Source organism: Pyxidicoccus fallax, from assembly GCF_012933655.1.
Taxonomy (GTDB): Bacteria; Myxococcota; Myxococcia; order Myxococcales; family Myxococcaceae; genus Myxococcus; species Myxococcus fallax.
Genome location: NZ_JABBJJ010000173.1, coordinates 1 through 26,022 on the forward strand (window position 1 = coordinate 1; position 26,022 = coordinate 26,022).

The window sequence follows — 26,022 nt, forward strand, 5'->3', positions numbered from 1 at the left end:
CGCCCAGCCCACGCCGGCTCCGGTGGCGCCGCCGCCTCCCAACGGGATGAGCCGCGAGCAGCTCTCCAAGCTGCTGACGGAGACGGACGTCTACGTGAAGTACGGGCTCCATGACAAAGCCCTGGAGCACCTGCGCAAGGTCTTCACGGTGGACCCGGAGAACCTGGACGCGCACGAGAAGGCGTATCAAATCTACGTCGCGTCCGGGAACGCGGCCCAGGCGTCCGAGCAGCTCTTGAACGTGCTGCGGCTGTGCACGCGCGCGGCGGACTCGCAGCGCGCGCAGCCGTACCTGGCCACCATCCTCCAGGAGAACCCGGCGCACCCCGAGGTGCCGGCCTTCCTGTCGCTGCGCGTGGACGGGCCCGTCGTGGCCGCGCCGACGGCGGCGGCGGTGGAGTCGGTGGGCGAGGACGCCATCCTGGTGGACTCCAGCGACGACGAAATCCTCGTCGCCCCTCCGCCCGAGGACGCGCTGCTGCACCCGCCGGGAGACGAGCTGGCGCTGACGACGCTGCCCTCGGCCGACTCGGACGAGGTCATCGACGAGGACGGCGACGCGGCCGTCGTCAGCGACGAGGCGCTCGTCGGTGACCCCATCACCTCCGGTGAGAACATCGTCTACGACGACGCGTCCGAGCCGGAGGACCTGGCGGCGGCGTCGCTGTCGGACGAGACGCTGGTGGCCGAGGACGACGGGCTGGTGCTGACGGACGAGCCCGGCCTGGGCATGTCCGACGACGAGCCGCTGGTGGCGCCGGAGGACACGGCGGCCTACTCGCTGGAGGACGAGGCGCTGGTGGACGAGGCCACGGCCACGTCCATGGAGACGCTGTCGCTCGGGGACGAGGACGCGCCGCCGCCGACGATGGTCCGCCAGCCCTCGCGCGCGCTGCTGGACGAGGCCGCGCCGGACACCCACGAGGTGCCGTCGCTGGAGGACGACACCGCGACGTCGCTGGAGTACGCGGCCGCGAGCGCGCTGGAGGACGAGACCCTCGCTCCGATGGACGAGGTGGCGCCGCTCGACGTGGACGACATGCCCACGCGCGTGGGCCTGGCCCCGCTGGACCCCTCCATGCTGGTGGAGGAGGACGAGGCCGAGGTCACCTCGCTGGGCGACCCGCTGGACACCGACGAGCCCACCGCCTCGCACGCCGTCATGGCGCTCGAGGACGACACGCCGGAGGCCGAGGCGGAGCTCGTCGAGGCGCCGGTGGTGGAGGAGCCCGAGGAGGAGCCCGTCGAGGCCCAGGCCGAGGCCGAGCCCGAGGAGGAGCCGGCGTCGGAGGAGTGCGACGAGGCGTCGTTCTTCCTCGACCAGGGCCTCTTGGAGGAGGCGCGCGAAATCCTCGAGACGGTGATGATTGCCTTCCCGGGCCACGCGCGCGCCACCGAGCTGATGGAGCGCCTGGAGGCGCTGGAGGCCGGTGGCGGCGGCGAGGCGGCGGAGGCGGCGCCCGCGGAGCCGGTGTCCGTGCCGTCCGTGCAGCCCATCGTCGACACGGACGCGGAAGCGGCCGGTGGACGAGATCCGTTCGACCTCGCGGCGGAGCTGGCCGGCGAAATCGACAACCTCGGCGACGACACGGCGTCCGCGCCGGCGGCGGAAGAGGACTTCCAGTACTCGGTGGAGGAGGTCTTCTCCGAGTTCAAGAAGGGCCTGGCCAAGGTGGTGAAGCCCGAGGACGTGGACACGCACTACGACCTGGGCATCGCCTACAAGGAAATGGGCCTGCTGGACGACGCGCTCCACGAGTTCGAGGTGGCGCGCCAGGGCTGCCAGGGCACGAAGCGCGAGCTGGACTGCCTCACCATGACGGGCATGCTCCAGCTGCAGCGCGGCGATGCCGCGGCGGCGGTGGAGGCCTTCCGGCAGGGCCTGGGCAGCACGCAGGCCACGGCCGAGCAGACCAAGGCGCTGGGCTTCGAGCTGGCGGCGGCCTACGAGGCGCTGGGCGAGCCGGGCAAGGCGCTCTTCCACTACCAGCGGGTGGCCGGCATGGACGCGAAGTACCGCGACGTGGCGGCGCAGGTGTCCCGCCTGTCCGCGTCCGTGGCGCCGGAGGACGATTCGCCTCCGTCCGCCGCCGTGGCGCCCACCCCGATGCCGGCGGCTGGCGCGTCCCGGGCGCGCAAGGTCGGCTACCTTTAGTCCGTTGTCTCCCCCGCGAGGTCCGGCGAGCCCATGACTACGTACCTGGACTTCTTCGAGCTGACCCAGGAGCCGTTCTCCAACGCTCCGGTCAGCCGCTTCTATTACAACTCCGCGCAGCACTCGCAGGCGCTCACCCGGCTGATGCACGCGGTGAGCTACATGAAGGGCCTGTCCATCCTCATCGGCGACATCGGCGCGGGCAAGACGACGCTGGCGCGCCGCATGCTCGACTCGCTGCCCGAGTCCGAGTACGAGGCCGCGCTGCTCGTCATCATCCACTCCGGCATCACCGCCAACTGGCTCCTGCGGCGCATCGCCCTGCAGCTGGGCGTGGAGAACCCGGCGCAGGAGAAGCTGGCGCTCCTGTCGCAGCTGTACCAGCGGCTCCTGCAGATCTACGAGTCCGGCAAGAAGGCCGTCGTCCTCATCGACGAGGCGCAGATGCTGGAGACGCGCGAGCTGATGGAGGAGTTCCGCGGGCTGCTCAACCTGGAAGTGCCGGAGCGCAAGCTCATCTCCTTCGTCTTCTTCGGGCTGCCGGAGATTGAAAAGAACCTGAAGCTGGACCCGCCGCTCGCCCAGCGCGTGGCCATGCGCTACAAGCTGGAGCCCTTCACCGCCGAGTCCACGGAGGCGTACGTCAAGCACCGCCTCCGGCTGGCCGGGTGCCCGCGCATGCCCTTCACCCCGGAGGCGCTGCTGGCGGTGCACGAGCACTCCTCCGGCTCGCCCCGCGTCATCAACACGCTGTGCGACAACGCGCTCTTCGAGGCGTTCCTCGCGCGCCAGGACACCATCTCCGCGGAGCTGGTACACCGCATCGGACAGAACCTCGGCCTGCAGGGCGTGAACTCGTCCGCCAGTGGAGCGGCCGAGCGGCCGGGCGCTTCCGTCACGGCGCTGCCTCGGACGGCGAACAGCAAGGTGGACCTGGCGGAGATCGACCGCTACCTCGAAGGGCTGGGTAAGCTGTAGCGGCTTTGGCCTCCCAGGGTCGCAACAGTGCGCGCAGGGCGCTCTTGGCGTTCCTCCTCCTCTTGTCGGGGAGCGTCCTGCTGTTGCGCCTGCAGGCCACGTGGGACCTGGCCTGCACGCTGACGCGGCGGCACCTGCCGGAGGTGCTCGGGCTGGACGTGGGCCTCGGCCGGTGCGAGCTGGACCCGGTGGGCTCGCGCGTGCTGGTGCACGGCTTCTCGCTCTTCCTGCCGGGCACGGACACGCCCATTGTCGCGGCGGACATGGCCGAGGTGCACCTGGGCTTCCTCCGGCCGCTCAGCGGCCGCCTGACGCTGGCGCTGGTGAAGGCCACGCGGCCGCGCGTGACGCTCGATTTGTCCAGGCCGTCGCCGCCCTCCGGGAAGAAGGCGGAGGGCTGCTTCCTGGACCCGTTGGAGCACCTGCGCGTGTCGCGGCTGGACATCACCGGCGCGGAGCTGCGGCTGGCGCTGCCGGAGGGCCGGCGCGTGGAGGTGGGCGAGCTGGACCTGCGCTGGGCGGAGCGCTGGGGCGTCATCGAGCTGGACGTGGAGGCGCGGCGCGGGCTGGTGCGGCTGGGGCCGGGCGGCAAGGAGCTGACGCTGGGGCAGCTCGCGGTGGCGGGCGCGGTGGACCCGGACGAGGCGCTGCTGGAGTTGGAGCGCGCGGAGGTGTCGCTCGACGACATCACCACCACCGTGTCCGGCCGCGTGGAGTCCCTGTGCGACCCGCACCTGGCGCTGGACGCGCAGGTGTTCCTCCCGCTGCGCACGCTGTCCCAGGCGCGCCTGGTGCCGAAGCCGGCCACGGGCCACCTCTGGTCCCGCGTGTCCATCGCCGGCAAGCCCGCGTCACCCGCGGTGTCGCTGGAGCTGTCCGGCAGCGGGCTGGGCTATGACCGGTTCGGCCCCACCAACCTCACCGCGCGCCTGTCCTATTCGGGAGACGAGGTGCGGGTGGAGGAGGTGTCGATTCCGGTGGGCGCGGGCAAGGTGCAGGCCTCCGGCCGGCTGGGGCTGACGCCCAACTTCCCGCTGGAGGTGACGCTGTCGACGGAGAACGCGTCGCTGGGGCGCATCCTGGACCGCGCGGGCGTGGACGGCTCGTGGGTGGACTTCCCGGCCACGCTGGACGCGCAGCTGTCCGGCAACCTGCTGCCGCGCTTCTCGCTGGCGGGCCCGCTGGATTTGCGCACCGGCGACTTCGTGCTCGCCACGCGCGCGTTCGACGCGCCGGAGTCCGAGGGGCTCACCATCCTGGAGTTCGACAAGGGTCGCGCCCAGGCGCAGGTGAAGATTCAAGCGGACCGGGTGTCCTTCAACCACATCACCGCGGAGTCCGGCCGCTCGCGCGTGTTCGGCGACGTGGCGCTGCTCATCGGTGACAGGCTGGGGCTGGACATCCACGGCCATGGCGACCTGGACCTCGCGGACTTCGGGCACATCGCCGGGCTGCAGTGGGCGGGGCGGGGGAGCGCGACGTACGCGATCACGGGCCCCGCCTCGGAGGTGAAGGTGGAGGCGGGCCTGTCCCTGCGCGACTTCGTCTTCTGGAACCTCTCGCTGGGCGTCTTGCAGGGGAAGCTGGGCTACTCCGACGGGGTGCTGGCCTTCCCCGCCTTCACCGGCCAGAAGGGGCGCACGCAGTACTACGGCAAGGCGGGCGTGTCCTTCGGGCGGCTGCTGGGCCTGCGCCTGGAAGTGAATGTCCCGCAGGGGCGCACCGAGGACCTGGTGGACGTGGTGGCGGGGCTGAGCCCGTCGCTCGGGGTGATGCGGGGCACGCTGGGCGGCACGGCCACCGGACGGGTGGAGGTGGACAGTCCGGTGGAGAAGCTGGAGGGGCTGGTGGCCTTCGACGTGAAGGACACCACGTACCTCGGGCGCCGCATGGGCGATGGCGCCATGCGCCTGCGCTTCGTGGACGGCAAGGCCATGGTGCTGGAGCGCACCGTGCTGAAGGGCCCGGTGGGCCGCACGTGGGCGGAGGGCACCTTCACCTTCGCGGGCGGGCTGGACTACCGCTTCGGCGGTGACGGCCTGTCGCTGGCCGAGGTGGTGGGGCCGGAGGTGGCCACGCCCGCCATGGGCATCGAGGGCACCATGGTGATGGACGGCGTGGTGTCCGGCACCGCGGACGTGCCCGTGGTGGATGCCACGCTGAAGGCGCCGCACGTCGCCTTCGCCGGCCGCAACCTGGGCGCCATGGACCTCACCGGGCGGCTGGTGGGCCGGGACTTCGAGGTGTGGGGCCACCCCTTCCAGGACGCCAGCGGCCGCATGAGCATCAAGGTCCAGGACAACTGGCCCTACGAGGCGCAGGGCTCGCTGTCGCTGCCGGAAATCCGTCCGCTGCTGCCCCAGGGGCCGCTGTGGGCGGGCGTCTCCGGGGAGCTGTCCGGGACGCTGGCCGCCCGGGGGCTCCTGCTGGAGCCGGCGGGCTCGCAGGTGAACGCCACCGTGGACCGGCTGTCCCTGTCGCGCGACGACCTGCACGGGAAGAACGCGGGCCCCATCGTCCTGGCCTACGCGGGAGGCCGGCTGGACGTGCAGCCCTTCCGCTTCACGGGCCCGCACGTGGACCTGAACATGGGCGGCTGGATGAGCCAGCACGCCCTGGGCGTCACGCTGCGGGGCGGGTGGGACATGCGGATGCTGGAGTCGCTCATGCCCGCCATGGTGGAGCGCGCCACCGGCCGCGTCACCGTGGACGCGGAGGCCAGCGGCCCGCTCGAGTCTCCCTCCGTGGTGGGCACCGCGGAGCTGTTGGACTTGCGGCTGGCGCTGCGCGACTGGCCCGTCAACGTGCGCAACATGTCCGGGCGCCTGGAGATGACGGGCCAGCGCGTGCTGCTGGAGCACCTGCAGGGCCAGCTCAACGAGGGGCGCGTGTCCGCGCGCGGCGACGTGCGCCTGGAGCGCTTCCTGCCGCAGCGGCTGGGCCTCACGGTGCAGCTCGACGAGGTGCCCTACCGCCTCACGGAGGACCTGCCCGCCACCTTCTCCGGACTGCTCCAGGTGATTGGCCCGCCCAAGGGCTTCACCGTCACGGGCGGGCTCGACATCGTCAAGATGCGCTACCAGAAGGCGCTGGACGTGGAGTCGGTGCTCAAGTCGCTGCAGAAGCGCGCCGCGCCTCCGCCCCCGACGACGGCGGCGTCGACCATGGGGGAGCAGCCCAAGCCCTGGGTGTACTGGGACGTGAACGTCCACTTCGGTGACGTGCGGGTGGACAACAACCTCGCCAAGGCCCGCCTGTTGGGCGACGTGCGGCTGACGGGCACGGACCTGCGGCCGGGCCTGCTGGGGCGCGTGGAGCTGGCCGAGGGCAGCCAGGCGTTCTTCCGCAACAACCCCTTCACCATCAGCCAGGGCCAGCTCGAGTTCCAGGACGCCACCGGCATCGACCCCATCTTCGAGGTGCAGGCCCAGACGCAGGTGCGCGAGTACGTGGTGAAGCTGCATGCCTTCGGCAAGCCGGCGGACCCGCGCATCCTCCTCTCCTCGGAGCCGGCGCTGGTGGAGGGCGACATCGTCTCCCTGCTCACCCTGGGGTTCACCTCGTCCGACAAGGACACGGCCGCCTCGGCGAGCGCCGGCCTGGCGGCCGAGGCCCTCTTCAACGTGTCGGGGTTGGACCGGCAGCTCCAGCGCTTCCTCCCCAACAACCCGGTGTTGCGGGATTTGTCGCTGCAAATCTCGACCACCTACAACGACGCCACCCGGCAAGCGGAGCCCACCGCACAACTGGAGTCGAAGTTCCTGAGCGAGCAGCTTAAAATCGGCATGACTCAACCGGTGAGCGGCCGCGGTACGCGGGCGCGCGCCGAGTACCGCTTCGACGACCGACTCTCCGCGCAGGCCCAGTGGGACAACGAGAACAGCGAAGCCTCGTTTGGCAACCTCGGGCTCGAGCTGAAGCTGAGCTGGGAGGTCGAGTAGCCCGCGCCTTCAAGGCGTGGGTGCTGCTGCTGTGCGTGCTCGTGGCGCGCGCGGCGGTGGCGCAGCCCGTGGACGGGGAGGCGGACCGCCCGGAAATCGTCGCGGTGGAGCTGCACCTGCCGGGCGGCGCGGACGCGCGGGGCCTGAGTGATTTGGTGGTGCTGCGCAAGGGCCAGACGCTGTCGCCGGGCGCGGTGCGGCGCTCGGTGGAGCGGCTGTGGGCCACGGGGCGCTTCACGGACGTGGTGGCGCGCACCGTGGAGGTGCCCGGCGGCGTGCGGCTGGTGTTCCAGCTGACGCCCGTGGCGCGGCTGGCGCGGCTGCGCTTCGAAGGCAACCAGGAGCTGACGGAAGGGGAGCTCATCGACGCGAGCGGCCTGCTGGAGGGCGGGCCGCTGGACGCGGAGGAGCTGCAGGGCGCGGTGTCCTCGGTGCTCCAGGCCTACCAGCGCAAGGGCTACGACTCCACGAAGGTGACGGTGCGGCAGGAGCCGGTGACGGACGGCGTGGCGGTGACGCTGCGCGTGGACGAGGGCGTGCCCACGCGGGTGCGGGGCGTGACGTTCACCGGGAGCCCGGGCCTGCCGCTGCCCCGGCTGCTGGAGGTGCTGGAGATGCGGCCCGGCGAGGTGTTCGACCGGGTGCGGCTGGACGCGGGGCTGGAGCGGCTGCGCGCGGTGCTGCGTGAGGCGGGGCACTGGCGCGCGCAGGTGGGCACGCCGGTGGTGATGGTGGAGGGGAGCGCGGCCTCGGTGGCGGTGCCGCTGTCGGCGGGCCCCCGCTACACGGTGCGCTTCCACGGCAACCGCCGCTTCCCGACGGAACTCCTGACGCGGGTGCTCGCGCACGACGCGGCGGAGGTGCTCGACGAGGTGGTGGCGGCCCGGCTGGCGCGCCGGGTGGAGGCCTTCTACCGCCAGCGCGGCTTCCACGACGTGCGCGTGCGGCCGCGCGAGGTGATGCGCGAGGACGCGGCGCTGGCCGCCCTCGTCTTCGACGTGGAGGAGGGGCATCCGCTGCGGGTGACGGAGGTCCGCTTCCACGGCAATGACCACGGGCTGTCCTCGGAGGCGTTGCGCGCGCTGCTGACGGAGCGGGTGCGGGCGGGCGAGACGCGGCCGGAGCTGGACCTGCGCATGCTGGACGACCCGCTGGACGTGGAGGGGCGCCACGGTCCGGAGGTGGGGGAGCTGCCGCCGCCGCCGGACCCGTCCACGGTGTACGTGGAGGACGCGTGGCTGGAGGCGGTGGAGGCGATGAACGAGGCCTACCGCGAGCAGGGCTACCTGTCGTCGAGCGTCTCCTTCCGGGGCCTGACGGTGGACGTGGCGGGCCACACGGCGGTGGCGGACTTCGACGTGGAGGAAGGGCCGCAGGCGCTCGTGTCCGAGGTGCGCTTCGAGGGCATGCCGGCCAGAGCGCTCCCCGGGCGGAACTTCCTGCTGGTGCGCGAGGGCAGGCCCCTGAGCTTCGAGCAGGTGGAGGAGTCGCGCCAGGTGCTGGAGCAGGGGCTGGCGCAGGCGGGCTACCTCTTCGCGCGCGCCACCACGGAGACGGGCGTGGACGGGGAGGGGACGTCGGCGACGGTGGTGTTCCGCGTGGACGCGGGGCCCCAGGTGCGCGTGGGGAAGATTCTCGTGCAGGGGCTGACGCGCACGGACCCGGACCTGGTGCTGGCCAACCTGGAGGTGGAGGAGGGCCAGCCCGTCTCCCTGGACGCGCTGACGGAGGGACAGCGGAGCCTGGCGCGGCTGGGCGTGTTCCGGCAGGTGGAGGTGTCGCTGGCGGACCCCGCCCGCCGAGAGGCGACGAAGGACGTGCTGGTGACGGTGCAGGAGCGGCCCCGGCTGGATGGGCAGGTGTCCGGCGGCTACTTCCTGGTGGACGGTCCTCGCATCACCCTGGACACGGCGTACCGCAACCTGGACGGGATGGGGCTGAGCCTGCTGGCGCGCGGGAAGGTGAACTACGCGGGCTGGAGCGCGGAGGCGCTGTCGGAGAACCGGCGCATCGCCTGTCAGCAGCGGGGGCCGGACGGCGGCCCCGCGCCGGGCTGCGACGTGGAGCTGCAGGGCATCAACGCGCTGGGAGGGCGCGGCAACCTGGCGCTGGCGCAGCCGCGGCTGTTCTTCCTGCTGCCGCTGCAGGTGGGCGCGCGTCTGGATTTGATTGGCGAGCGCGTGCACCGGCCCTCGTACGTGTCCACGCGGTTCGCCGCGGCGGCGGTGATGGACTGGGCGGCGGCGTCGTGGCTCAACGTGTCGGTCTCCTACGAGGTGGAGAACAACCGGCTGCGCTCGCGCGCGGGCGTGCTGGAGCTGCTCAACCGCGCGGACCAGGAGCGGCTGCGCTACCCGTTCGGCGACTTCTCGCTGCACTCGCTGCGGCCGTCCCTGACGCTGGACTTCCGGGACGACCCGACCAACCCGCGCCTGGGCGTGGTGTTCATCTCCAGCGCGGAGTTCACCCGCGGGTTGAGCGTGAAGCCCACGGACGTGGCGGGCAACCGCGCGCCGAGCTACCCGATTGACGGCGTGAAGCTGTCGAGCAACCTGAGCGGCTACATCCCCCTGGGGAAGCGCGCGAGCGTGGCGCTGTCGGCGCGCGCGGGCACCATCGTCCCGTTGGAGAAGGATGCGCAGTCCATCGGCTCGAAGCTGTTCTACCTGGGCGGCTCGTCCAGCCTGCGGGGCTTCCGCGAGGACGGCGTGCTGCCGGAGGACGTGCGCGGGGCGCTGCACCAGCGGCTGCGGGACTGCCGGGCGCTGATTACGCCGTCGGGGTGCTCGTCGGAGCTGAAGGCGGTGCTGGCGGGGCAGGTGCCGGCGAGCCAGGGCGGCGAGTTGTTCACGCTGGGCAAGGCGGAGCTGCGGCTGCCGGCGCTGACGTCCGTGGACCTGGGCCTGTTCTTCGAGGCGGGCAACCTGTGGTTGGACCGGACGTCGTTCGATGCGCAGCGGCTGCGGTACGCGGCGGGCGCGGGCCTGCGGTACGTGACGCCCGTGGGCCCGCTGGCCTTCGACGTGGGCTTCAACCTGGACCCGGACGAGACGGTGAACGAGGCGACCACGCAGTTCCACTTCAGCATCGGCACGTTCTGAGGACGCGGAGGGAGCGCATGCGCGGGGCCGGGTGGATGGCGGTGCTGGTGCTGGGACTGGTGGCGGGCTGCCGGCACTCGCAGGCGGGCGCGGCGAAGGTGGAGCGGCCGAAGTGGATGCCCCCGGAGGGCACGTGCCCGCGCGGGGCGCTCCTGCAGATGGAGCGGCTGGGGCTGAAGCCGGGGGACAAGGTCCCCGTCATCGTGGACGCCATCCAGGACCACCCGGGGCCGGCCCGGTACAACTACAGCTTCGTGATTGCACTGCCCCGGGCCGAGGGCGAGCAGAAGCTGCCGGGCGCGCGCATCGGCGGGCGCCTGTACGTGACGAAGCACCGGGTGTTCGGCCGGTATGACCGCATCTTCCTGCCGGAGAGCGGCGGCGGCTCGGTGCCCTTCTGCGGCATCCTGCTGGACTCGCGCTGGGACAGGGACGGCGAGGGACTGATTGCCTACCCGAGCCCGATGAAGGGCTTCTCCGTGGTGCAGGACAATACGGGCGTCATCCAGGTGGTGGACAGGTATCCATGAGCCGCGGTGCTCATGCGGGTGTTCAGAGGGCCGGACGATGATTGTGGGAGTCCTGCGGGTGTCTTCTCCCGCGTTCGACGTGAAGGCGTTCCTGACCCGGTTCCCCGGACTGGAACCGGAGACGGTGTGGCGGCGGGGTGAGCCGCGGCAGCCTCGCGGGGAGCATGCGGACTCGGGCTTCCACCGGACCATCGTGGAGGCGGAGACCGGGGGCGAGGCGGTCGCCGAGGCCAGCCGGGCACTGACGGCGATGGGACCGGCGCTCGAGGAGCTTCGGCGGCTGGCCGTTCCCTGCGTCGTGGACTTCGGGATGTTCATCGGGGGCGCGCGGCGCTTCACGGGCTCGCTCGCGTTGTCGCCCGGAGACCTGCGCTGGTTCGCGGAGCAGGGCGTTGGCGTCACCGTCTCCGCGTACCCGGCTTCCGACGAGGAGGACGCGGAGCCGGCGTCGCACTGACACTGTCCGCGCGCGGGCCGGAGGGGCAGGGGATTGCCGTCCCCCTCTGAGCTACAGTCTCCACCGTGTTCTACGCGTGCGTACGTGCGGTGGTCGCGCTGTTCCTGCGACTGTTCTACCGGGTGAAGGTGAATGCTCCGTTCTCGGAGCCCGAGGGCCCGGTGCTCTTCGTGGGCAACCACCCCAACGGGCTCATCGACCCGGGGCTCGTGTTCATCCTCACGCGGCGCAAGGTGACGTTCCTCGCCAAGGCGCCGCTGTTCAAGATGCCCGTCATCGGCGCGCTGCTGCGCGGGCTCGACGCGCTGCCGGTGTACCGCAAGCAGGATGACCCCACGAAGATGGGCGGCAACGAGGGCACGCTGGAGGCCGCCAAGGGCGCGCTCGTGCAGGGCCGCGCCATCACCATCTTCCCGGAGGGCAAGAGCCACTCCGAGCCGGGGCTCGCCGAGCTGAAGACGGGCGCCGCCCGCATCGCGCTCAGCGCGGCGAAGGAGGGCGCTCCGGTGCGCATCGTCCCCGTGGGCCTCACCTACGCACAGAAGCACGTCTTCCACAGCGAGGTGCTCATCGACGTGGCCCCGGCCATCGAGGTGATGCCCTTCCTCCCGGCGGACGCCGCCTCCGAGCCCGACGCCGTGCGCCGCCTCACCGAGCGCATCGCGGAAGGCCTGCGCACCGTGACGCTCAACCTGGAGCAGTGGGCGGACCTGCCGCTGGTGCAGCTCGCCGAGCAGCTCTATGCGTTCAAGCAGGGCGGGCCCCTGGACTCGGAGCGGCTGCGACTGTGGGCGCGCGGAGTGCAGCTCTTCCGCGCGCAGGAGCCGGAGCGCTTCGAGGCCGTCCGCGCGCACCTCGCGGCCTTCAAGCACCGCATGGACCTGGTGCAGGCCGCGGGCCCGGAGGACCTCGCGCTGGTGTACCGGCCCGGCAACGTGGTGCCCTTCGTGGTGAAGAACCTGCTCGCGCTGGTGCTCGGGCTGCCGCTGGCCGCGCTGGGGCTGGTGCTGTTCTGGCTTCCCTACCAGCTACCCCGTCTCGCCAGCCGCAACGCGGAGCTGGACGTGCAGGCCACGGTGAAGTTCCTCACCGCCTTCGTGGTGGCGCTCGTGTGGTGGGGCGCGCTGACGGTGGCGGTGGGCTGGATGGCCGGAGTGCCCTGGGGCGTGGCGACGTTCCTCGCGGTGCCGCCCCTGGCCCTCTTCACCCTGTACTTCTCCGAGCGCTGGGAGTCGCTCCGCCGCGACATCGGCGTGTTCTTCACGCTCGGCAACCGCGCGCGGCTCAAGGCGCTGCTGCTCGCCGACGGCGAGCGGCTGGCCTCGGAGGTGGAGCGGCTCGCGGGGGAGTATCGGCCGAAGCTGGAGTCCACTCCCGCGCCCGCTCCCGTCGCGCCCTGAGGCTTCAGAGCCCGAGCGCGCGGCGATAGAGGGCCTCGTCCGCCGCGGGGCCCGGAGGGGAGTAGCCGCCCGCGGGCGGGAGGAGCCCGCCCTGGACGAAGTCGGCGGCCTCGCGCGCGCCCATCAGCGGGTTCTTGAGGGCGCAGGCCCAGTCCACCACCGCCCAGCCGCCGAAGCCGCACGCGGGCAGCCGCGCGAAGACGGCGCGGAAGTCCACCTGTCCATCCCCCGGCGAGCGCGGCCGTGCCGAGCGCCGGGAGGCCGGCAGCGCGCCACCATGCATGCCGTCCCTTCCAGACGCGAGGAACTCGGCGTCGCTCACGTGGAAGGCGCCCACGTACGGCGCATACAGGTCGAGGAACTGCAGGTAGTCGATCTGCTGGAGCAGCAGGCGCCCCGGGTCGAACACCAGGCGGCAGCGCGGGTGGTGCCCGACGGACTCCCTCAGGCGCTCGAAGGTGGCGCCGTCATGCACGTCCTGGCCCTGCTCCAATTGGAAGCACAGGTCCACGCCCGCCGCGTTGAAGGCATCCAGCACGGGCCGCCAGCGTCGCGCGAGCTCCTCGAAGCCCAGGTCGACGAGGCCCTCCGGGCACAGCCGCGCGTCGAGGTCCAGGAAGGGCCAGACGCGGCCCCCGGAGGCCGTCACGTGGTGCCTCAGCCCGAGCCGCTTGCTGGCGCGCGCCGCCAGCGCGAGCTGGCTGGCCGCCCAGGCCTCGCGAGCCGCCGTGTCGCCGCGCACCGAGGCGGGAAGCCACGGCTCCAGCAGGGGGGCGTAGGCGGGGTGCGCGCAGAGCGCCTGGCCCTGCACCCAGCTCGACAGGCTGGTGAGCACGAGCTGCTTGCCGGCCAGCAGCGCCTGGAGGTCCGCGCAGTACGCGTCGTCGTCCGCCGCCCGTTGCAGGTCGAAGAGCCGCGCATCCCACGAGGGCAGCTCCACGCCCTGGTACCCGTTCGCCACCGCCCAGTCGCACAGGGTGTCGAGCGTGTTGAAGGGCACCTGGTCGGAGACGAAGGGCGCCAGGTTGAGGGCGGGGCCTGTGAGCTGTTTCAACGGTGACTCCTCATGGGATGGCGTAGTCCCTGTTGCCGCGGGGCGCGCCCGGCATGCTCGCCGTGTAGAGCTCCCGTGCCTGCGCCCAACCGAACTGGCGGTACTTGTTGATGGCGTCCGCGTGGGGATGACCGTGGACCTTCATCGCCCCCCGCTTCCCCGACGAGTAGACGATGCGCGAGTGGCCCTCGAGCACCGGCCTCGGCGGGGTGCTGGAGTTGGTGCCCTGGGTGAAGTTCAGGTACGAGCCGTGGTGGTACGCCTCGAGCACGTCCCAGGCATGGGCCAGGGCGTTGGGAATGGACTGGTAGCAGGCATCACCCGTGAGCAGCACGGCGGACCTGACGGTGGTGGGAGGCGAGAGCGCGTCGACTCCGGCGAGGGCCACGCTCCGGGCGGTGGCCGTGAGCTTCTTCCGCTCCTCCTTCGCCGCGGCCAGCACGCGCATCGCATAGGGGTTGTCTCCCGGGGCTCCCGCCGCCGCGAGCGTCCCGTCGAGGTCGGCGACGTTGGCGAGGGCGTGCTCGTACATGGCCACCGCCGCGACAGCGGCCGGGTTGGTGACCAGGCCAGGGGTGAGCGCGGCCTTGGCATCGGTGGCGACGGCGGCGGCGTTACCCGGCTGGTTCGTGGCCGCTTTCTGGGCCGCGTCCCACACGCCATGCAGGTACCGGTGGGCGGGGTTGTTTCCCGTGATGCCCTGGACCGCGGCGGCGGCGGCCGCCGCGTTGAGCGGCGTGGCCTTGGCGGCGTCGAGGGCGGCAATCACCGCCTGCGCCATGAGCTTCACCGGGTGCGGGTTCTGGACGAGCGCGGCCTGGGCCGCGGCGACCACGGCGGTCTCGTCCGCGTGCAGGGGGTCGGAGGCGGCGAGGATGACGCAGTTCTTGTAGATGTCCGTGCCCAGGCCGCCGGCCGCCGCGGCGGTGGCGTTCTTCTGGCCGGGGTGGGCCGTGGCATGGCGCTTCATCGCGTCCACCGCCACCCAGGCGGGCGTGTGGAAGTAGAGGAAGAGCGCGATGCCGGTGTCGTTCCGCTCCTTCCGGTCCGCCGCGTTGAGGCCATGCGGGTTGCCCGTGCACCGCACCATCTTGAGCTCGATGCCGGTGCTGGTGGTGAAGGTGTAGTGGGCCGGCCCTCCCGAGACATAGGCGCGCAGATTGGTGCACTTGCTGTTGATGACCTTGAGCGTCTTGGGAGCGATGTCCTCCCGGGGCCCTATCCACTGGCAGGCGCCCGCCGCGGCGAACTTCTTGATGGAATAGACGTGGTCGTCGTCCCAGTGGGAGATGATGAAGGTCGGGTTTGCGGTGAAGTCGAAGGCGGGATGGGGGCTGGGATAGGTCTTGGAACTGTTGCCCGTGCCGTTGCCGCCGAAGTCGTAGAAGAGGAACTGCTGTCCCGCGGCGTTGATGAGCGTGTTGCAGTTCCCGGTGCCCACGTCCCAGAACCGGACCGTCGTCGCGTCCGCGGTGTCCAGGAGCGGGCGGAAGCCGTTGTAGTCGGCGTGCTTGCTGGGCGAGATGTTCTTCGGCATGTCGGTGGGACCCCGGGTCAGCGGACGCGGACGAGGACGGAGCGGTGGACCAGCACCGTACGCCTGCCCCGGTAGGGGGACGGCTTGACCACGCCCTGCACGCCGCGGTCGAGCGTGAACTGGGCCTTGCGCGACTTGTGCCCGAAGTCCTTCTTCTGCTTGCGAAGCCTCAGCAGCCCCCCGGGTGGCTCCCTCCGCAGGATGGCCGCCGCGATCGCCTGCTCGATTTTCCAGCGCTGCTCCTGGGCGAGCGCTTCGGCCGCCTCGATTCTCCGGCGCTGCTCGCGCTCGACCGCGCGCGCCTCGATGACGGCGGCCTCTCCTTCGCTGTTCGGGCCATACGGGTCGGGTGGGAAGTAGGCATCCGGCGCGAAGTCCAGGCTGAAGACGTGCCGCAGGTTGTTCAGGCGTGTCGCGTCGACGCGGTAGACGCCGCACAGGTAGCGCAGCGCGTACCGGTTGGGCTGGTTGCTGTCGTCGCCGTAGGTCACCTCCACCGGCAGGCCCGAGGTGTTGCTCAGTCCCAATCCGAACCAGCCTTCGTGGGGGAAGGCCTGGGCGAACCGTTCCCGCGCCTCCGGCGTGTTCGGAAAGGTCAGGAAGACGGTGACGAGCCGCTCATCCGTCACGTCGAGGAGTGCGTGGTTGAGTGCCCTGTGCTCCCGGGTCTGGTCCGGATCATGCCACCACACCTCGTTGTCCTCCCGGGGCTGGTCGATGTCCTTCCCCAGCCGCTGCGCGTAGAACAGACGGTGGGGGGCGAGCGCCGAGTTGAAGTGCTCCACCAGGATGCAGTCGAAGCGCGCGACGAGCAGGCTCTCGTCGGGCTGCAAGGGCCGCGGTGGAGCCCAGGCCAGCGTCGGCATCGCCTCGAACTCGTCGAGGCTCACCTCCTCCACGTCATCCAGGAAGGCGTAGTACGGGATGCGCAGCTCCGGGACGAGCGGATTGATTTCCTGCTCGGAGCCGAGGGGAACGACGGTGGCCTCGGGTGCGCGAGGTTGCTCCCAGAGGGGGATGAGATCCGGCATGGTGTCTTCGCGTAGGTGACGATTCAGAAGCCGTAGACTTCGAGAAGCTTGTCCTGGGTCGCCGTGTCCGGCGCGCCGGTTTCCTCGAGCCCCTGGGCGCGCTGGAAGGCCCGCAGGGCCACCCGGAGGGCGCCATCGAGCACGCCGTCCGCGTCGCCGCAGGTGTAGCCGAGGTTGTTGAGGCGGGCCTGGAGCCCCCGCAGCGAGTCGATGGGCTCGAGCTGTCCCACCGCGAGAGAGTAGGTGAGTGTCTCGGGATAGAAGGGCTGGTCCGGCCAGAGCGTCAGCTTCGCTGTCTTCTCCCGCGGGTCGATGACGTGCTCGATGCGCCCGTCGGGGCCGGTGGTGCCCTCCTCCCGCAGGCTGCCTGCTTCCAGCAGGTAGCTCTTTCCGGCGAACGGCTGGCCCAGGGCGTCACGGACGACGAAGACCAGCTTCACCCGCTTGCCGCGCACCTGGAAGGTGTTCACCTGCCCCGTCCGTGCGCCGGACTGCTTCTGCTCGGGGCGGGGCAGGGTGAGCCGGTCCCCCGGCAGCAGCACGTGCGGATTGCGCCGGGCGGCCTTCAGCTCCGCGTTGTCGGGGTGATTCCAGATGGACTGCCACGTGCACCCGTGCGCATGGGCAATGGCGGTCAGCCCCTCACCCCGCTGGACGACATACTCCCCGCGTCCCACCGGCGTGGGTGCGGTATCCAGGGCTTCCTGCGACCGAGGCATGGCCCCAGGATACCGATGATTCCGTGGTTTCACGTGGCTTAATTGCAGAAGCCACGAAATTTTCCATCCAGATGCCGTGCCCGGCCGGAGCGGGAGCGGGCTCAGCGGGCGCGGGGCACGGCCTCGCGGAACAGCTTCGCGCCGACCATCAGGGCCAGTCCGCCCAGCAGCACGGGGATGGCGTTGAGCTCGATGGCGGTGTGCAGGCTCGCCGCGTCCGCGATGGTGCCGATGAGCGTGGGCGAAATGGCGTCGCCCAGCATGTGGATGAACAGCACGTTCAACCCCATGGCGAAGGCGCGGAACGCGGTGGGCACGCAGTTGACGATGGCCGCGTTGATGGGGCCGCTGTTCAGGAAGATGAGGAACTGCGCCACGGCGATGGCCGCGAACGTGGCCTCCGGCGACTGGATGTTCACCGCCAGGTACATGCACGGCGCCGCCAGCAGCAGGCCCACGCCGGACATCCACAGGCCGCCGCCCTCGCGCCGGCGGTCCAGCTTGTCTCCGAGCCACCCGCCCGCGAGCGTGCCCGCGAGTCCCGCCGCCGCGGTAATCGCGCCGAACACGAAGCCCACCTTGCCCGGGCTCTCCAGCCACAGCTGCCGCTCGCGCACGAGGTACGTGGGCATCCAGAAGCCCAGCCCGCCGATGGAGAACGTCATCAGCGTGTAGCCCGCCGTCGTCGCCCAGAAGGCCGAGTTGCGCCCCAGTCCCTTCAGGCCCACGAGGAAGGGCAGCTTCACCGTGGCGTCCGGCCCGTCCATGGCGCCGCGCTTCGGCTCGGGCATGAAGAACGCCATCGTCCCCAGCAGCAGTCCCGGCACCGCACCCACGAAGAAGGCGTTGTTCCAGGGCTTTATCCAGTCCCCCAGCACGTAGCCCAGCGCCGAGCCCACCGGAATGGCGATGTAGAAGAACGCCAGCACCCGCGTGCGCAGATTGCGCGGGTACAGGTCCGAGATGATGGAGGGCGCCACCGCGCCGTAGCCCGCCTCGCCGATGCCAATCACCGCGCGGGCCACCAGCAGCGCGATGAAGGACGTGGCCAGCCCGCTGGCCCCCGTGGCCAGGCTCCACAGCAGCACGCCGCCCGCGACGAGCAGCTTGCGCGGCATCCGGTCCCCGAGGAACCCGCCCAGCGGCGAGGCCAGCATGAACACCACGATGAACACGGTGCCCAAGAGGCCCGACTGCGTGTCGTTGATGCCGAACTCCTTCTGGATGTCCGGGAGCGCGGCCGCGACGATGTACCGGTCGAGGTAGTTGACCAGGTTGATGAGCGTGAGGATGAACAGCGCGTAACCGGCATTCGCCGCCGGGACGACGGGCGTGGCCGGCGCGGACGCCGCGGGGGTGGCATTCATGACCGGGAAGCTCCAGCTCCGAAGCGGTGGGCGAGCAGGCCCCAGCGCAGGCCGCGGTCGCTCACGCGGCACTCCTCCAGCCCCAGCGCCCTCACCGACTCCAGGAGGATGAGCGCGCCCGCGGGGATGACGTCCGCGCGCTTGGGCTGCATGCCGGGCAGGGCGCGGCGCTCCTCCAGCGGCATCCGGCACAGCCGGTCCACCAGGGCCGACAGCTCGCTCAGGGACAGCGTGCCGCCGTGGACCTCTTCCGCGTCATACGGGTCGATGGCGTGCCGCACGGCATAGACGGTCGTCACGGTGCCCGCAACGCCCACCAGCACCGCACCCGGAGGAGGCGGCGGCAGCGTGCGGAACGTCTCTCGCAGGTGCGCTTCCACGCGGGCACGGTCCTCCGGCGTCATCGGGTCCGACTTCACGAAGCGCTCCGTGAGCCGCACCGCGCCCACGTCGAAGCTGTGCCGGAAGTCCACGTGGCCGGCCGGGTTGCCGTAGATGAACTCGGTGGAGCCGCCGCCGATGTCCAGCACCAGCAGCGGCCCGGCCGCCTCCGCCGCGAAGTCCGCGTGCACGGCGGCGAACGACAGCTGGGCCTCCAGCGGTCCGGAGATGATTTCCACCGTGACGCCCGCGCGCGCCTTCGCCGCCGCGATGAACTCGGCGCCGTTCTGCGCGTCGCGCGCCGCGCTGGTGGCCGACACCGCGATGTCCTGGGCGCCCAGCTCGCGCGCCTCGCGGGCGAAGGACTCCAACACGGACAGCGTGGCCTCCAGGCCTTCCGCGGACAGCCGGCGCGTGGCGTCCACGCCCCGGCCCAGGCGGGTGATTTCCGCGCGCTCCAGCACGGGCGTGAAACGGCCTTCCGGGGTGCGCTCCGCGACCAGCAGCAGCACCGAGTTGGTTCCCACGTCGATGGTGGCGAAACGAGGCATTCGCGGGAGCCTACTCAACGCAGCAGCGCATCCAAAGCATCGGCCAGGGCCTGGTACTCGGTGTACGTGTTGTAGAGCTGTGCGGACACCCGGATGTGACGCCTGGGGGGCTTGGGCCACGCGACGATGGGCACCTCGATGCGGTGCTCCTCGAAGAGGCGCAGGTGCAGCGGGTCCACGAAGAGGGGAGGCTCCGGGCGCTCGGGGAAGCCGTCCGGCAGGGCCACCACGGCCATGCTGCCCACCAGCTCCTCCGGGCAAGCGGCCGGCGCGCCGAGTCGTTCGCACAGCAACTTCCTCGCGGCCAGGGCCTTCTCGCGGTTGGCGCGCATCACCTCGGGCCAGCCGCCGGGCAGCATGTCGCCCATGACCTTCAGCGCGTGCGGGACGCAGAGCACGGCGGACGGGTCGTGCGTCCCCAGCCAGTCGAAGTCCAGCCGGAACTGGGAGCGGTCCTTGCGCGGCGAATTGTGTCCGTGGCTGATGACCAGCGGCTTGATGGCCGGCTGCAAGTCCCGCCGCACGTGGAGGAAGGCCGCGCCCTTGGGGGCGCACAGCCACTTGTGGCAGTTGCCCGTGTAGTAGCCCGCGCCGAGCGAGCGCATCGACAGCGGCAGCATCCCCGGGGCGTGCGCGCCGTCCACCAGCGTCTCCACGCCGCGCTCCCGGAGGGCGGCGACGAGCCGGGCCACCGGCATCACCACCGCCGTCTGGCTGGAGACGTGGTCCACCAGGAACAGGCGCGTGCGCGGCGTCACGTGCGCGAGCACCGCGTCCACCAGCGACTGCTCGGAGGGCACCGGCCAGGGCAGCTTCGCCACCACCACCTTCGCGCCCCACAGGGAGGCGGCGTACTCCAGCGCGTTGCGGCTGGCGTTGTACTCCTGGTCGGTGGTGAGCAGCTCGTCCCCGGGCTGGAAGCGCAGCGAGCGCAGCACCGTGTTGACGCCCGTGGTGGCGTTGGTGACGAAGGCCACGTCGTCCGCGTCCGCGTCGAGGAAGGACGCCAGCGCGGCGCGAGCCTCGTCCAGCAGCGGCTCGATGTCGCGGTGGAGGAACCGCGTCGGCTCGGCCTCCAGCCGCGCGCGCAGCTCGGACTGACGCTGGAGCACGGCGGTGGGGCACGCGCCGAAGGCTCCGTGGTTGAGATAGCGGACCTGCGGGTCCAGGCTCCAGTGCTGACGGAAGGGGGCGCTCATGCGCGGGCACTCGACCCGAGCAGGCGCCCCCTGTCAACGAAGCTGGAGGACCTACTCGCCCTGGGCCAGCGGCGCCCAGTCCGGCGTCAGCAGCGTGCCCTTCGAGGCGCGCAGCGGCATCTGGTTGTTCCCCTCCGACGTCATCACGTACAGCTTCGAGCCGCCGTCACGCGTGGAGGTGAAGAGGATGAGCCGCCCGTTGGGCGAGAAGGCGGGCTCCTCGTTGTTGCCCTGGTCCTGCGTCATGCGCGTCACCTTGCCGGTGTCCACGTTGATGGTGAACAGGTCGAACGCGTTGCGCTCGTCGCGCGCGGTGAAGACGATGAGGTCGCCGCGCGGAGACCAGTCCGGCGTCTGGTTGTAGTTGCCCTGGAAGGTGAGCCGGCGCACGCCCGAGCCGTCCGCGCCCATCACGTAGATTTGAGGGCTGCCACCGCGGTTGGACACGAAGGCGATGCGCTTGCCGTCCGGAGACCAGGTGGGGCTGGTGTTGAGGCCATACGGCGTGTCGGTGATGGCGCGCGCGCCGCTGCCGTCCGCGTTGGCCACGTGGATTTGAGCGCTCTCACCCTCCGCCAGCGAGTAGGCGATGCGCTTGCCGTCCGGCGAGAACGACGCGCCGGTGGCCATCTGCCCCTCGGACACCACCGCGCGCGCGTCGCCGCCCGGCTTCTGCACGAAGATGTCCGGCCGGCCCTTGCGGTACGTGGTGAAGGCCACCTGCGAGCCCTCCGGGCTCAGCGCGGGGAGGATGTTGATGCCACCCTTGGAGAGCGCCTGCGCGTTGTCGCCGTCCCAGTCCGCCACGTACACGTCGCGGTTGTTGCCGCTCTTCAGCACGTAGGTGATGCGAGACAGGAAGGGGCTGGGCTCCTGCGTGAAGTGCCGGTAGAGCGCGTCCGCCAGCCGGTGCGCCAGCTGCTCCGGCTTGTCCGCCGGGGCGTCCTTGGCCACCTTCAAGTCCTCGCGGCCGGTGGCCACGTTGAACAGGCGCAGCTCGCCGCGCGCCGTGCCGCCGTCCTGTGCCAGCGACACCTTCACCAGCGCCTCGGCGCCCACGTCCGCCCAGCGGCTGAAGTTGATGCTGCCGGCCGTCATGCCCTCCTTGGCGTCCGCGGTGAAGCTCTTGCGGTCCAGCACCTGCATGATGCCGGAGGCGGCCAGGTCGAAGCCGAAGGCCTTGTCGAAGTCGGAGGCGAGCTTCTTGGCGCCCTCGTTCTGCGTCACCGGCGCGGGCACGGCCACCGGCAGCGGGCGGAAGTTGGCGCCGGAAATCTCGATGGTCGGCGCCTGCGCGAGCGCCGCGAGCGGAAGGAGCAGCAGGGAGAGGAGCAGGGCTTTCATAGGGCGTTCGGTCTGAAGCTCAGGTTGACACCGTGCTTCTGCAGCGTTTCCCGGAGATGCTCGGGGGGAGGCGAGAAGGGCGCCGCCTTGCGCACGGCCGTGACGACGGCCGAGTCGAAGAGGTCGTTCCCGCTGGGCTTCGTGAGGCTCACGTCCAGCACCTCACCGGTGCGTCCCAGCCGCACCGCGACGACGGTGTTGAGGCGCAGGCGCTCCGTCTCGGGAATGGTGTCCGCGACGTTGTAGTGCCTGCGCACCTGCGACTGGAGCAGGCCGAAGTAGCGCTCGCCCTCGGCGGTGGCCGAGTCGCCGTCCGGGTCGCCGTCCTCGGCGCCCTCGGGCTCCTCTTCAGCCGCCTTGGCCGTCTTGTCGAAGGCGCCGAAGAGGCGCTTGCGCCGGTCCTCGCCCGTCGTCTCGCCCTTCTGGGGCGTGGGCTTGGGCGCGGAAGAAGGCTCCGGCTTGACGCCGGGAATGGGCACCGCCACCGCGGCCGGCGTGGGCGCGGGGGCCGGCGCGTCCGGCGGGGGCTTGGGCGCGTCCACCTGCTTGGGCGGAGGCGGCAGCTGCTCCTTGCGCGGCAGGAGCTTGGGGTCCCTCGGCTTGCCCAGCCGCACCAGCGACGCCTTGATGGGCTTGGCGTCCAAATCCATCTTCGGCCCGGACGACAGGCGCGCATACAGCACCGCCGCCACGAGCAGGGCGATGTGCCCCACCACCGACACGCCGATGAAGCGCGACAGCCGCGAGGGACGCGAGACGAGCAGGCTGTGGCCGTACGCGGTGTCCGTCATGGGCTAGCGCTTCGCCTCCTTCGACTTGCCCTTCTTCTCGTTGGACGCCTTGCCCCCACCCGTGGGGTCCGTGATCATCCCCACGTTGTTGATGCCCGCGCGCTGCGCCGCCGCCATCACCTCCACCACCACGCCGTACGGCACGTCCCGGTCCGCGTGGAGGTAGACCTCCTTGTCGGCCTGGGCCTTGGCGTTGGCGGCCAGCTTGTCCGCCAGCTCCTCCAGGGCCACTTCGGCGTCACCGATGTAGACCTTGCGCCCGGCGTCGATGGACAGCACGAGCTTCTTCTCGGTGGCCTCCACCGGCGCGGCCTTCGTCTCCGGCAGGTTCACCTTCACGCCCTGCTGGATGAGGGGCGCCGTCACCATGAAGATGATGAGCAGCACCAGCATCACGTCCACCATGGGCGTGACGTTGATTTCGCTCATCGTGGTGCGGCCACCGCCGCGGTTTCCTCCGCCCATTCCCATGGCCGCCTCCGCCTACCGGAAGAAGTGCCGCTTGATGATGTTGAGGAAGTCCGCGGAGAAGTTCGACATCTCCGTGTCGAACACCTTGATGCGGCTGACGAACGAGTTGTAGGCGACCACGGCCGGAATCGCCGCGAACAGGCCCGCCGCGGTGGCGAACAGCGCGTTGCCCACCGGCGCGGCCACCGTGGCCAGCGTGGCGTTGCCCTGCTCGGCAATCTGGTTGAAGGCGCTGAGGATGCCGATGACGGTGCCGAACAGGCCCACGAAGGGCGACGCCGCGCCCACCGTGCCGAGGAACGACACCCGCGCCTCCAGCTCCGTGATTTGCGCCGTGGACGCCCGGTTGAGCGCGCGCTCCACGTTCTCGATGCCGCCCAGCCGCTCGGCCATGGCGCCCTCGGCGCCGCCTTCCTTGGCCTGGGCCAGCTTGCTCAGCTCCTCGTAGCCGGCGCAGAACACCTTGGACAGCGGCGAGCCGTCCAGCTTCTGGGCCGTCTGGTAGATGGTCTCCAGCCGGGAGGCCTTCCAGAAGGTGTCGAGGAAGGTGAGAGATTGTGCGCGCGCCTTGGAGAGCTGGGCGGCCTTCATCGCGATGAGGGCCCAGGAGGCGACAGACACGCCCATCAGCAGCAGCAGGACAGCCAGCTCGATGAAGGACGCGTCGCGGATGATCTCCACGTAGTTCATGGCGCCGAGCGCCAGGGGCAGGTGGGGCGTCATGGGGGGCAGGCCGTAACACTCCGATACAACAGGGTCAAACAAACGGGGCACGCCCGGCTGCTTGAAGCCGGATGCGCGTAGGGGTGAATAATTCCCGAGGTCGGCCGTCCGGAGGGTTTGTAACGGGCCGAAGACCTCACCACCCCACGAACGGTGCCCCCATGAACTCCCGGTTGCTCATCGCATTCCTCTGCCTGGCCGCGGTCGCCCCCGGCTGTGTCGTCCACGACCATGACGACGACGACATCGGCTACGCGGGCGACGTGACGTTCCGCTGGACCTTCGAAGGGTTCCGCTGCGACGAGGACCGCGACATCGCGGGCGTCAACATCCACATCCCCGGCGAGCGCCTGGAGAAGAACGGCGAGTACCCCTGCTCGCCCAACGGCTTCGACGGCATCGTCCTCCACGACTTCGCGCCGGGCGTCTACAACTTCACCATCGACGGCGTCAGCTGGGACGGCGACATCCTCTACACGGCCAGCGGCACCTTCCGGGTGGACGGCGACGTGACGGTGGACGTGGACATGGTGACGACGGCGCCGCCGGCCTCGTTCGCGAAGGTCAGCTGGCTGTTCCCGCCGAACAACGTCAGCCAGAGCCCCAACTGCACCCAGGCCGGCGTGGTCGCGGTGGACGTGCGCGTGGACGAAGGCGACTGGGAGCGCATCGACTGCGCCCGCGGCTATGGCTCCAACCGCATCGAGTCGCCCCCGCTGGCCCCGGGCGAGCACACCCTGGAGTTCGTCGCCGTCGATAGGGATGGCAACCCCTGGTACTACTACAGTGACGTCATCATCACGGAGATTGGCGTGACCACCAACCACACGGCCTCCATGTGGGCCATTGGCGGGGCCTCCATCCGGTGGGACATCTTCGTCGGCAGCACGCGGTTGAGCTGCGCCGACGCCCGCATCTCCGAGGTGCGCATCAACTTCATCGACGTCTTCACGGGCGAGCTGGTGTACGGCCTCGCCGGTGATGCCCACGGCTGCAACGACGCCCCGGTGGTGTACGAGTTCCTGCGCCCCGGCCGCTACGAGGTGGCCATGCAGGCCCGGTCGTCGGATGGCAACTACTCGACGCCGCAGGCCGAGCGGCCGGTCATCGAGGTGAAGGCCCACCAGTTCCCGGGGCCGAACGCGGCGCTCCCGGTGCCCCTGGTCCGGCAGTAATTGCAGGCTGCCTGGTCGTGAGGTGAACGGAGGGTCGGGGCGGGGTGCCCCGGCCCTTCGTCGTTTCCGAGGGGAGGGAGGGGGCGGCCGGCGTTGGCATCAAACGTGATAGGGACAGGGCCCATGCGGCAGAACAGCCACGGTCCCATTGGCGTATTCGACTCGGGTGTCGGAGGGCTCACGGTCCTCAAGTCGCTCATGGCCCACCTCCCCCATGAGAGCACGGTGTACCTGGGGGACACGGCGCGGGTGCCCTACGGCACCAAGTCCGGCGAGGTGGTGACGCGGTATTCGCTGAAGAACGCGGAGTTCCTCCTCGAGCAGGGCGTCAAGCTGCTGGTGGTGGCGTGCAACACGGCCTCGGCGGTGGCGCTGCCGGCGCTGGAGGCGGCGCTGCCCATTCCGGTGGTGGGCGTCATCGCCCCCGGCGCCCGGGCGGCCCTGGCGCGCACCCGGGGCGGCGGGGTGGGCGTCATCGGCACACCGGGCACCATCCGCTCGGGGGCGTACCAGCGTGCGCTGGAGGCCGCGGACGCGAAGGTGCGGGTGAAGAGCCGCGCCTGTCCGCTCTTCGTGCCGCTGGCGGAGGAGGGGTGGACCACGGGCGACGTGCCCCTCTTGACGGCGCGCGAGTACCTGGCGGAGTTCGCCCGCGAGGGCGTGGACACGCTGGTGCTGGGCTGCACCCACTACCCGCTGCTCAAGGGCGTCATCGCGGAGGTGGTGGGGCCGAAGGTGGCGCTGGTGGACTCGGCGGAGGCCACGGCGCAGGCAGTGGCGGCGCTGCTGACGGAGCGCGGCGGGCTGGCCTCGGCGGGCCACGCGGCGCCCACGCACGCGTACTACGTCACCGACGTGCCCGAGCGCTTCGTGGAGGTGGGAGCGCGCTTCCTCGGCCGGCCCATCCCCGCCGCCGAGCAGGTGGACCTGACGTTCTGAGGGCACTCGGCCGCGCGCTCGCGCGGGGTGCGGCTCGTGTCGGAAGCGGGCCTCGCGTCAGGCCCGGAGCGCGGAGGGGGGCTCCGCGCCTCGCGCCGGGGGGCCACGCCAGAAGGAGGCGGCCTCACCCGGAAGCGGCGTACCCCAGGGCCCTCAGGCCGACGGGCGGGTGGAGACG

General features: G+C 71.1%; 20 protein-coding genes. 9 read left to right on the forward strand and 11 right to left on the reverse strand.

Going from position 1 to position 26,022, the window contains the following annotated elements:
- The 7 genes from HG543_RS30685 to HG543_RS30715 form a co-directional block, all read left to right on the forward strand.
- Nucleotides 1–2,155, forward strand: a 2,155-nt coding sequence (locus HG543_RS30685) for a tetratricopeptide repeat protein (RefSeq protein WP_169348455.1), incomplete at its 5' end; no start/stop codon positions are given.
- A 33-nt stretch (nt 2,156–2,188) separates the two neighbouring features.
- Nucleotides 2,189–3,133 (forward strand): ExeA family protein, encoded by a 945-nt coding sequence (locus tag HG543_RS30690; RefSeq protein ID WP_169348456.1) that lies wholly within the window; start codon nt 2,189–2,191, stop codon nt 3,131–3,133.
- Between the two features lie 5 nt (nt 3,134–3,138).
- Nucleotides 3,139–7,074 (forward strand): translocation/assembly module TamB domain-containing protein, encoded by a 3,936-nt coding sequence (locus HG543_RS30695; protein WP_169348457.1) that lies wholly within the window; start codon nt 3,139–3,141, stop codon nt 7,072–7,074.
- 20 nt (nt 7,075–7,094) lie between these two features.
- A complete protein-coding gene (locus tag HG543_RS30700) occupies nt 7,095–10,175 on the forward strand; it encodes a POTRA domain-containing protein (RefSeq protein WP_169348458.1) in 3,081 nt (1,026 codons plus the stop codon).
- Between the two features lie 17 nt (nt 10,176–10,192).
- A complete protein-coding gene (locus HG543_RS30705; RefSeq protein ID WP_169348459.1) occupies nt 10,193–10,705 on the forward strand; it encodes a hypothetical protein in 513 nt (170 codons plus the stop codon).
- A 37-nt stretch (nt 10,706–10,742) separates the two neighbouring features.
- A complete protein-coding gene (locus HG543_RS30710; RefSeq protein WP_169348460.1) occupies nt 10,743–11,162 on the forward strand; it encodes a hypothetical protein in 420 nt (139 codons plus the stop codon).
- Between the two features lie 65 nt (nt 11,163–11,227).
- Nucleotides 11,228–12,562 (forward strand): 1-acyl-sn-glycerol-3-phosphate acyltransferase, encoded by a 1,335-nt coding sequence (locus HG543_RS30715; protein WP_169348461.1) that lies wholly within the window; start codon nt 11,228–11,230, stop codon nt 12,560–12,562.
- 4 nt (nt 12,563–12,566) lie between these two features.
- Here the strand turns inward: HG543_RS30715 and HG543_RS30720 are convergent, their stop codons facing one another.
- From HG543_RS30720 to HG543_RS30770, 11 genes are all read right to left on the reverse strand, one after another.
- Nucleotides 12,567–13,616 (reverse strand): sugar phosphate isomerase/epimerase family protein, encoded by a 1,050-nt coding sequence (locus HG543_RS30720; protein ID WP_169348462.1) that lies wholly within the window; start codon nt 13,614–13,616, stop codon nt 12,567–12,569.
- Nucleotides 13,617–13,626: 10 nt separating this feature from the next.
- Complete coding sequence (locus HG543_RS30725; RefSeq protein WP_169348463.1) at nt 13,627–15,153, reverse strand: ComEC/Rec2 family competence protein; 1,527 nt, start codon at nt 15,151–15,153, stop codon at nt 13,627–13,629.
- 17 nt (nt 15,154–15,170) lie between these two features.
- Nucleotides 15,171–16,184 (reverse strand): hypothetical protein, encoded by a 1,014-nt coding sequence (locus HG543_RS30730; RefSeq protein ID WP_169348464.1) that lies wholly within the window; start codon nt 16,182–16,184, stop codon nt 15,171–15,173.
- A gap of 23 nt (nt 16,185–16,207) precedes the next feature.
- A complete protein-coding gene (locus tag HG543_RS30735; RefSeq protein ID WP_169348465.1) occupies nt 16,208–16,903 on the reverse strand; it encodes a peptidoglycan-binding protein in 696 nt (231 codons plus the stop codon).
- 101 nt (nt 16,904–17,004) lie between these two features.
- The gene (locus HG543_RS30740) at nt 17,005–18,270 is read right to left on the reverse strand and encodes a spinster family MFS transporter (RefSeq protein WP_169348466.1); all 1,266 of its coding nucleotides are present in this window, start codon (nt 18,268–18,270) and stop codon (nt 17,005–17,007) included.
- Nucleotides 18,267–19,202: a Ppx/GppA phosphatase family protein gene (locus tag HG543_RS30745; RefSeq protein WP_169348467.1), complete on the reverse strand. Its 936-nt coding sequence runs from the start codon at nt 19,200–19,202 to the stop codon at nt 18,267–18,269. The genes HG543_RS30740 and HG543_RS30745 overlap by 4 nt, the downstream gene beginning before the upstream one ends.
- A gap of 14 nt (nt 19,203–19,216) precedes the next feature.
- Nucleotides 19,217–20,401, reverse strand: a complete 1,185-nt coding sequence (locus HG543_RS30750) for an aminotransferase class V-fold PLP-dependent enzyme (RefSeq protein ID WP_169348468.1) — start codon at nt 20,399–20,401, stop codon at nt 19,217–19,219.
- A 51-nt stretch (nt 20,402–20,452) separates the two neighbouring features.
- Nucleotides 20,453–21,745 (reverse strand): Tol-Pal system beta propeller repeat protein TolB, encoded by a 1,293-nt coding sequence (tolB, locus tag HG543_RS30755; protein WP_169348469.1) that lies wholly within the window; start codon nt 21,743–21,745, stop codon nt 20,453–20,455.
- Nucleotides 21,742–22,536, reverse strand: coding sequence for an energy transducer TonB (locus HG543_RS30760; protein WP_169348470.1), 795 nt, complete (start codon nt 22,534–22,536; stop codon nt 21,742–21,744). Before HG543_RS30760 ends, tolB begins: the two co-directional genes overlap by 4 nt.
- Before the next feature lie 3 nt (nt 22,537–22,539).
- Nucleotides 22,540–23,007: a protein TolR gene (gene tolR, locus HG543_RS30765; protein ID WP_169348471.1), complete on the reverse strand. Its 468-nt coding sequence runs from the start codon at nt 23,005–23,007 to the stop codon at nt 22,540–22,542.
- A gap of 12 nt (nt 23,008–23,019) precedes the next feature.
- Nucleotides 23,020–23,730, reverse strand: a complete 711-nt coding sequence (locus HG543_RS30770) for a MotA/TolQ/ExbB proton channel family protein (protein WP_169348472.1) — start codon at nt 23,728–23,730, stop codon at nt 23,020–23,022.
- A gap of 161 nt (nt 23,731–23,891) precedes the next feature.
- Here HG543_RS30770 and HG543_RS30775 point away from each other — a divergent pair, with 161 nt between their 5' ends.
- Nucleotides 23,892–24,905 (forward strand): hypothetical protein, encoded by a 1,014-nt coding sequence (locus tag HG543_RS30775; protein ID WP_169348473.1) that lies wholly within the window; start codon nt 23,892–23,894, stop codon nt 24,903–24,905.
- 123 nt (nt 24,906–25,028) lie between these two features.
- Entirely contained in the window at nt 25,029–25,844 is an 816-nt protein-coding gene (gene murI / locus HG543_RS30780) for a glutamate racemase (protein ID WP_169348474.1), read from the forward strand.
- Nucleotides 25,845–26,022: the final 178 nt, after the last annotated feature.

Coding starts and splice junctions, on each gene's coding strand:
- HG543_RS30690 (WP_169348456.1), top strand. CDS start 2,189: ATGACTACGTACCTGGACTTCTTCGAGCTGACCCAGGAGCCGTTCTCC.
- HG543_RS30705 (WP_169348459.1), top strand. CDS start 10,193: ATGCGCGGGGCCGGGTGGATGGCGGTGCTGGTGCTGGGACTGGTGGCG.
- HG543_RS30710 (WP_169348460.1), top strand. CDS start 10,743: ATGATTGTGGGAGTCCTGCGGGTGTCTTCTCCCGCGTTCGACGTGAAG.
- HG543_RS30725 (WP_169348463.1), bottom strand. CDS start 15,153: ATGCCGAAGAACATCTCGCCCAGCAAGCACGCCGACTACAACGGCTTC.
- HG543_RS30730 (WP_169348464.1), bottom strand. CDS start 16,184: ATGCCGGATCTCATCCCCCTCTGGGAGCAACCTCGCGCACCCGAGGCC.
- HG543_RS30735 (WP_169348465.1), bottom strand. CDS start 16,903: ATGCCTCGGTCGCAGGAAGCCCTGGATACCGCACCCACGCCGGTGGGA.
- HG543_RS30740 (WP_169348466.1), bottom strand. CDS start 18,270: ATGAATGCCACCCCCGCGGCGTCCGCGCCGGCCACGCCCGTCGTCCCG.
- HG543_RS30745 (WP_169348467.1), bottom strand. CDS start 19,202: ATGCCTCGTTTCGCCACCATCGACGTGGGAACCAACTCGGTGCTGCTG.
- HG543_RS30750 (WP_169348468.1), bottom strand. CDS start 20,401: ATGAGCGCCCCCTTCCGTCAGCACTGGAGCCTGGACCCGCAGGTCCGC.
- tolB (WP_169348469.1), bottom strand. CDS start 21,745: ATGAAAGCCCTGCTCCTCTCCCTGCTGCTCCTTCCGCTCGCGGCGCTC.
- HG543_RS30760 (WP_169348470.1), bottom strand. CDS start 22,536: ATGACGGACACCGCGTACGGCCACAGCCTGCTCGTCTCGCGTCCCTCG.
- tolR (WP_169348471.1), bottom strand. CDS start 23,007: ATGGGAATGGGCGGAGGAAACCGCGGCGGTGGCCGCACCACGATGAGC.
- HG543_RS30770 (WP_169348472.1), bottom strand. CDS start 23,730: ATGACGCCCCACCTGCCCCTGGCGCTCGGCGCCATGAACTACGTGGAG.
- HG543_RS30775 (WP_169348473.1), top strand. CDS start 23,892: ATGAACTCCCGGTTGCTCATCGCATTCCTCTGCCTGGCCGCGGTCGCC.
- murI (WP_169348474.1), top strand. CDS start 25,029: ATGCGGCAGAACAGCCACGGTCCCATTGGCGTATTCGACTCGGGTGTC.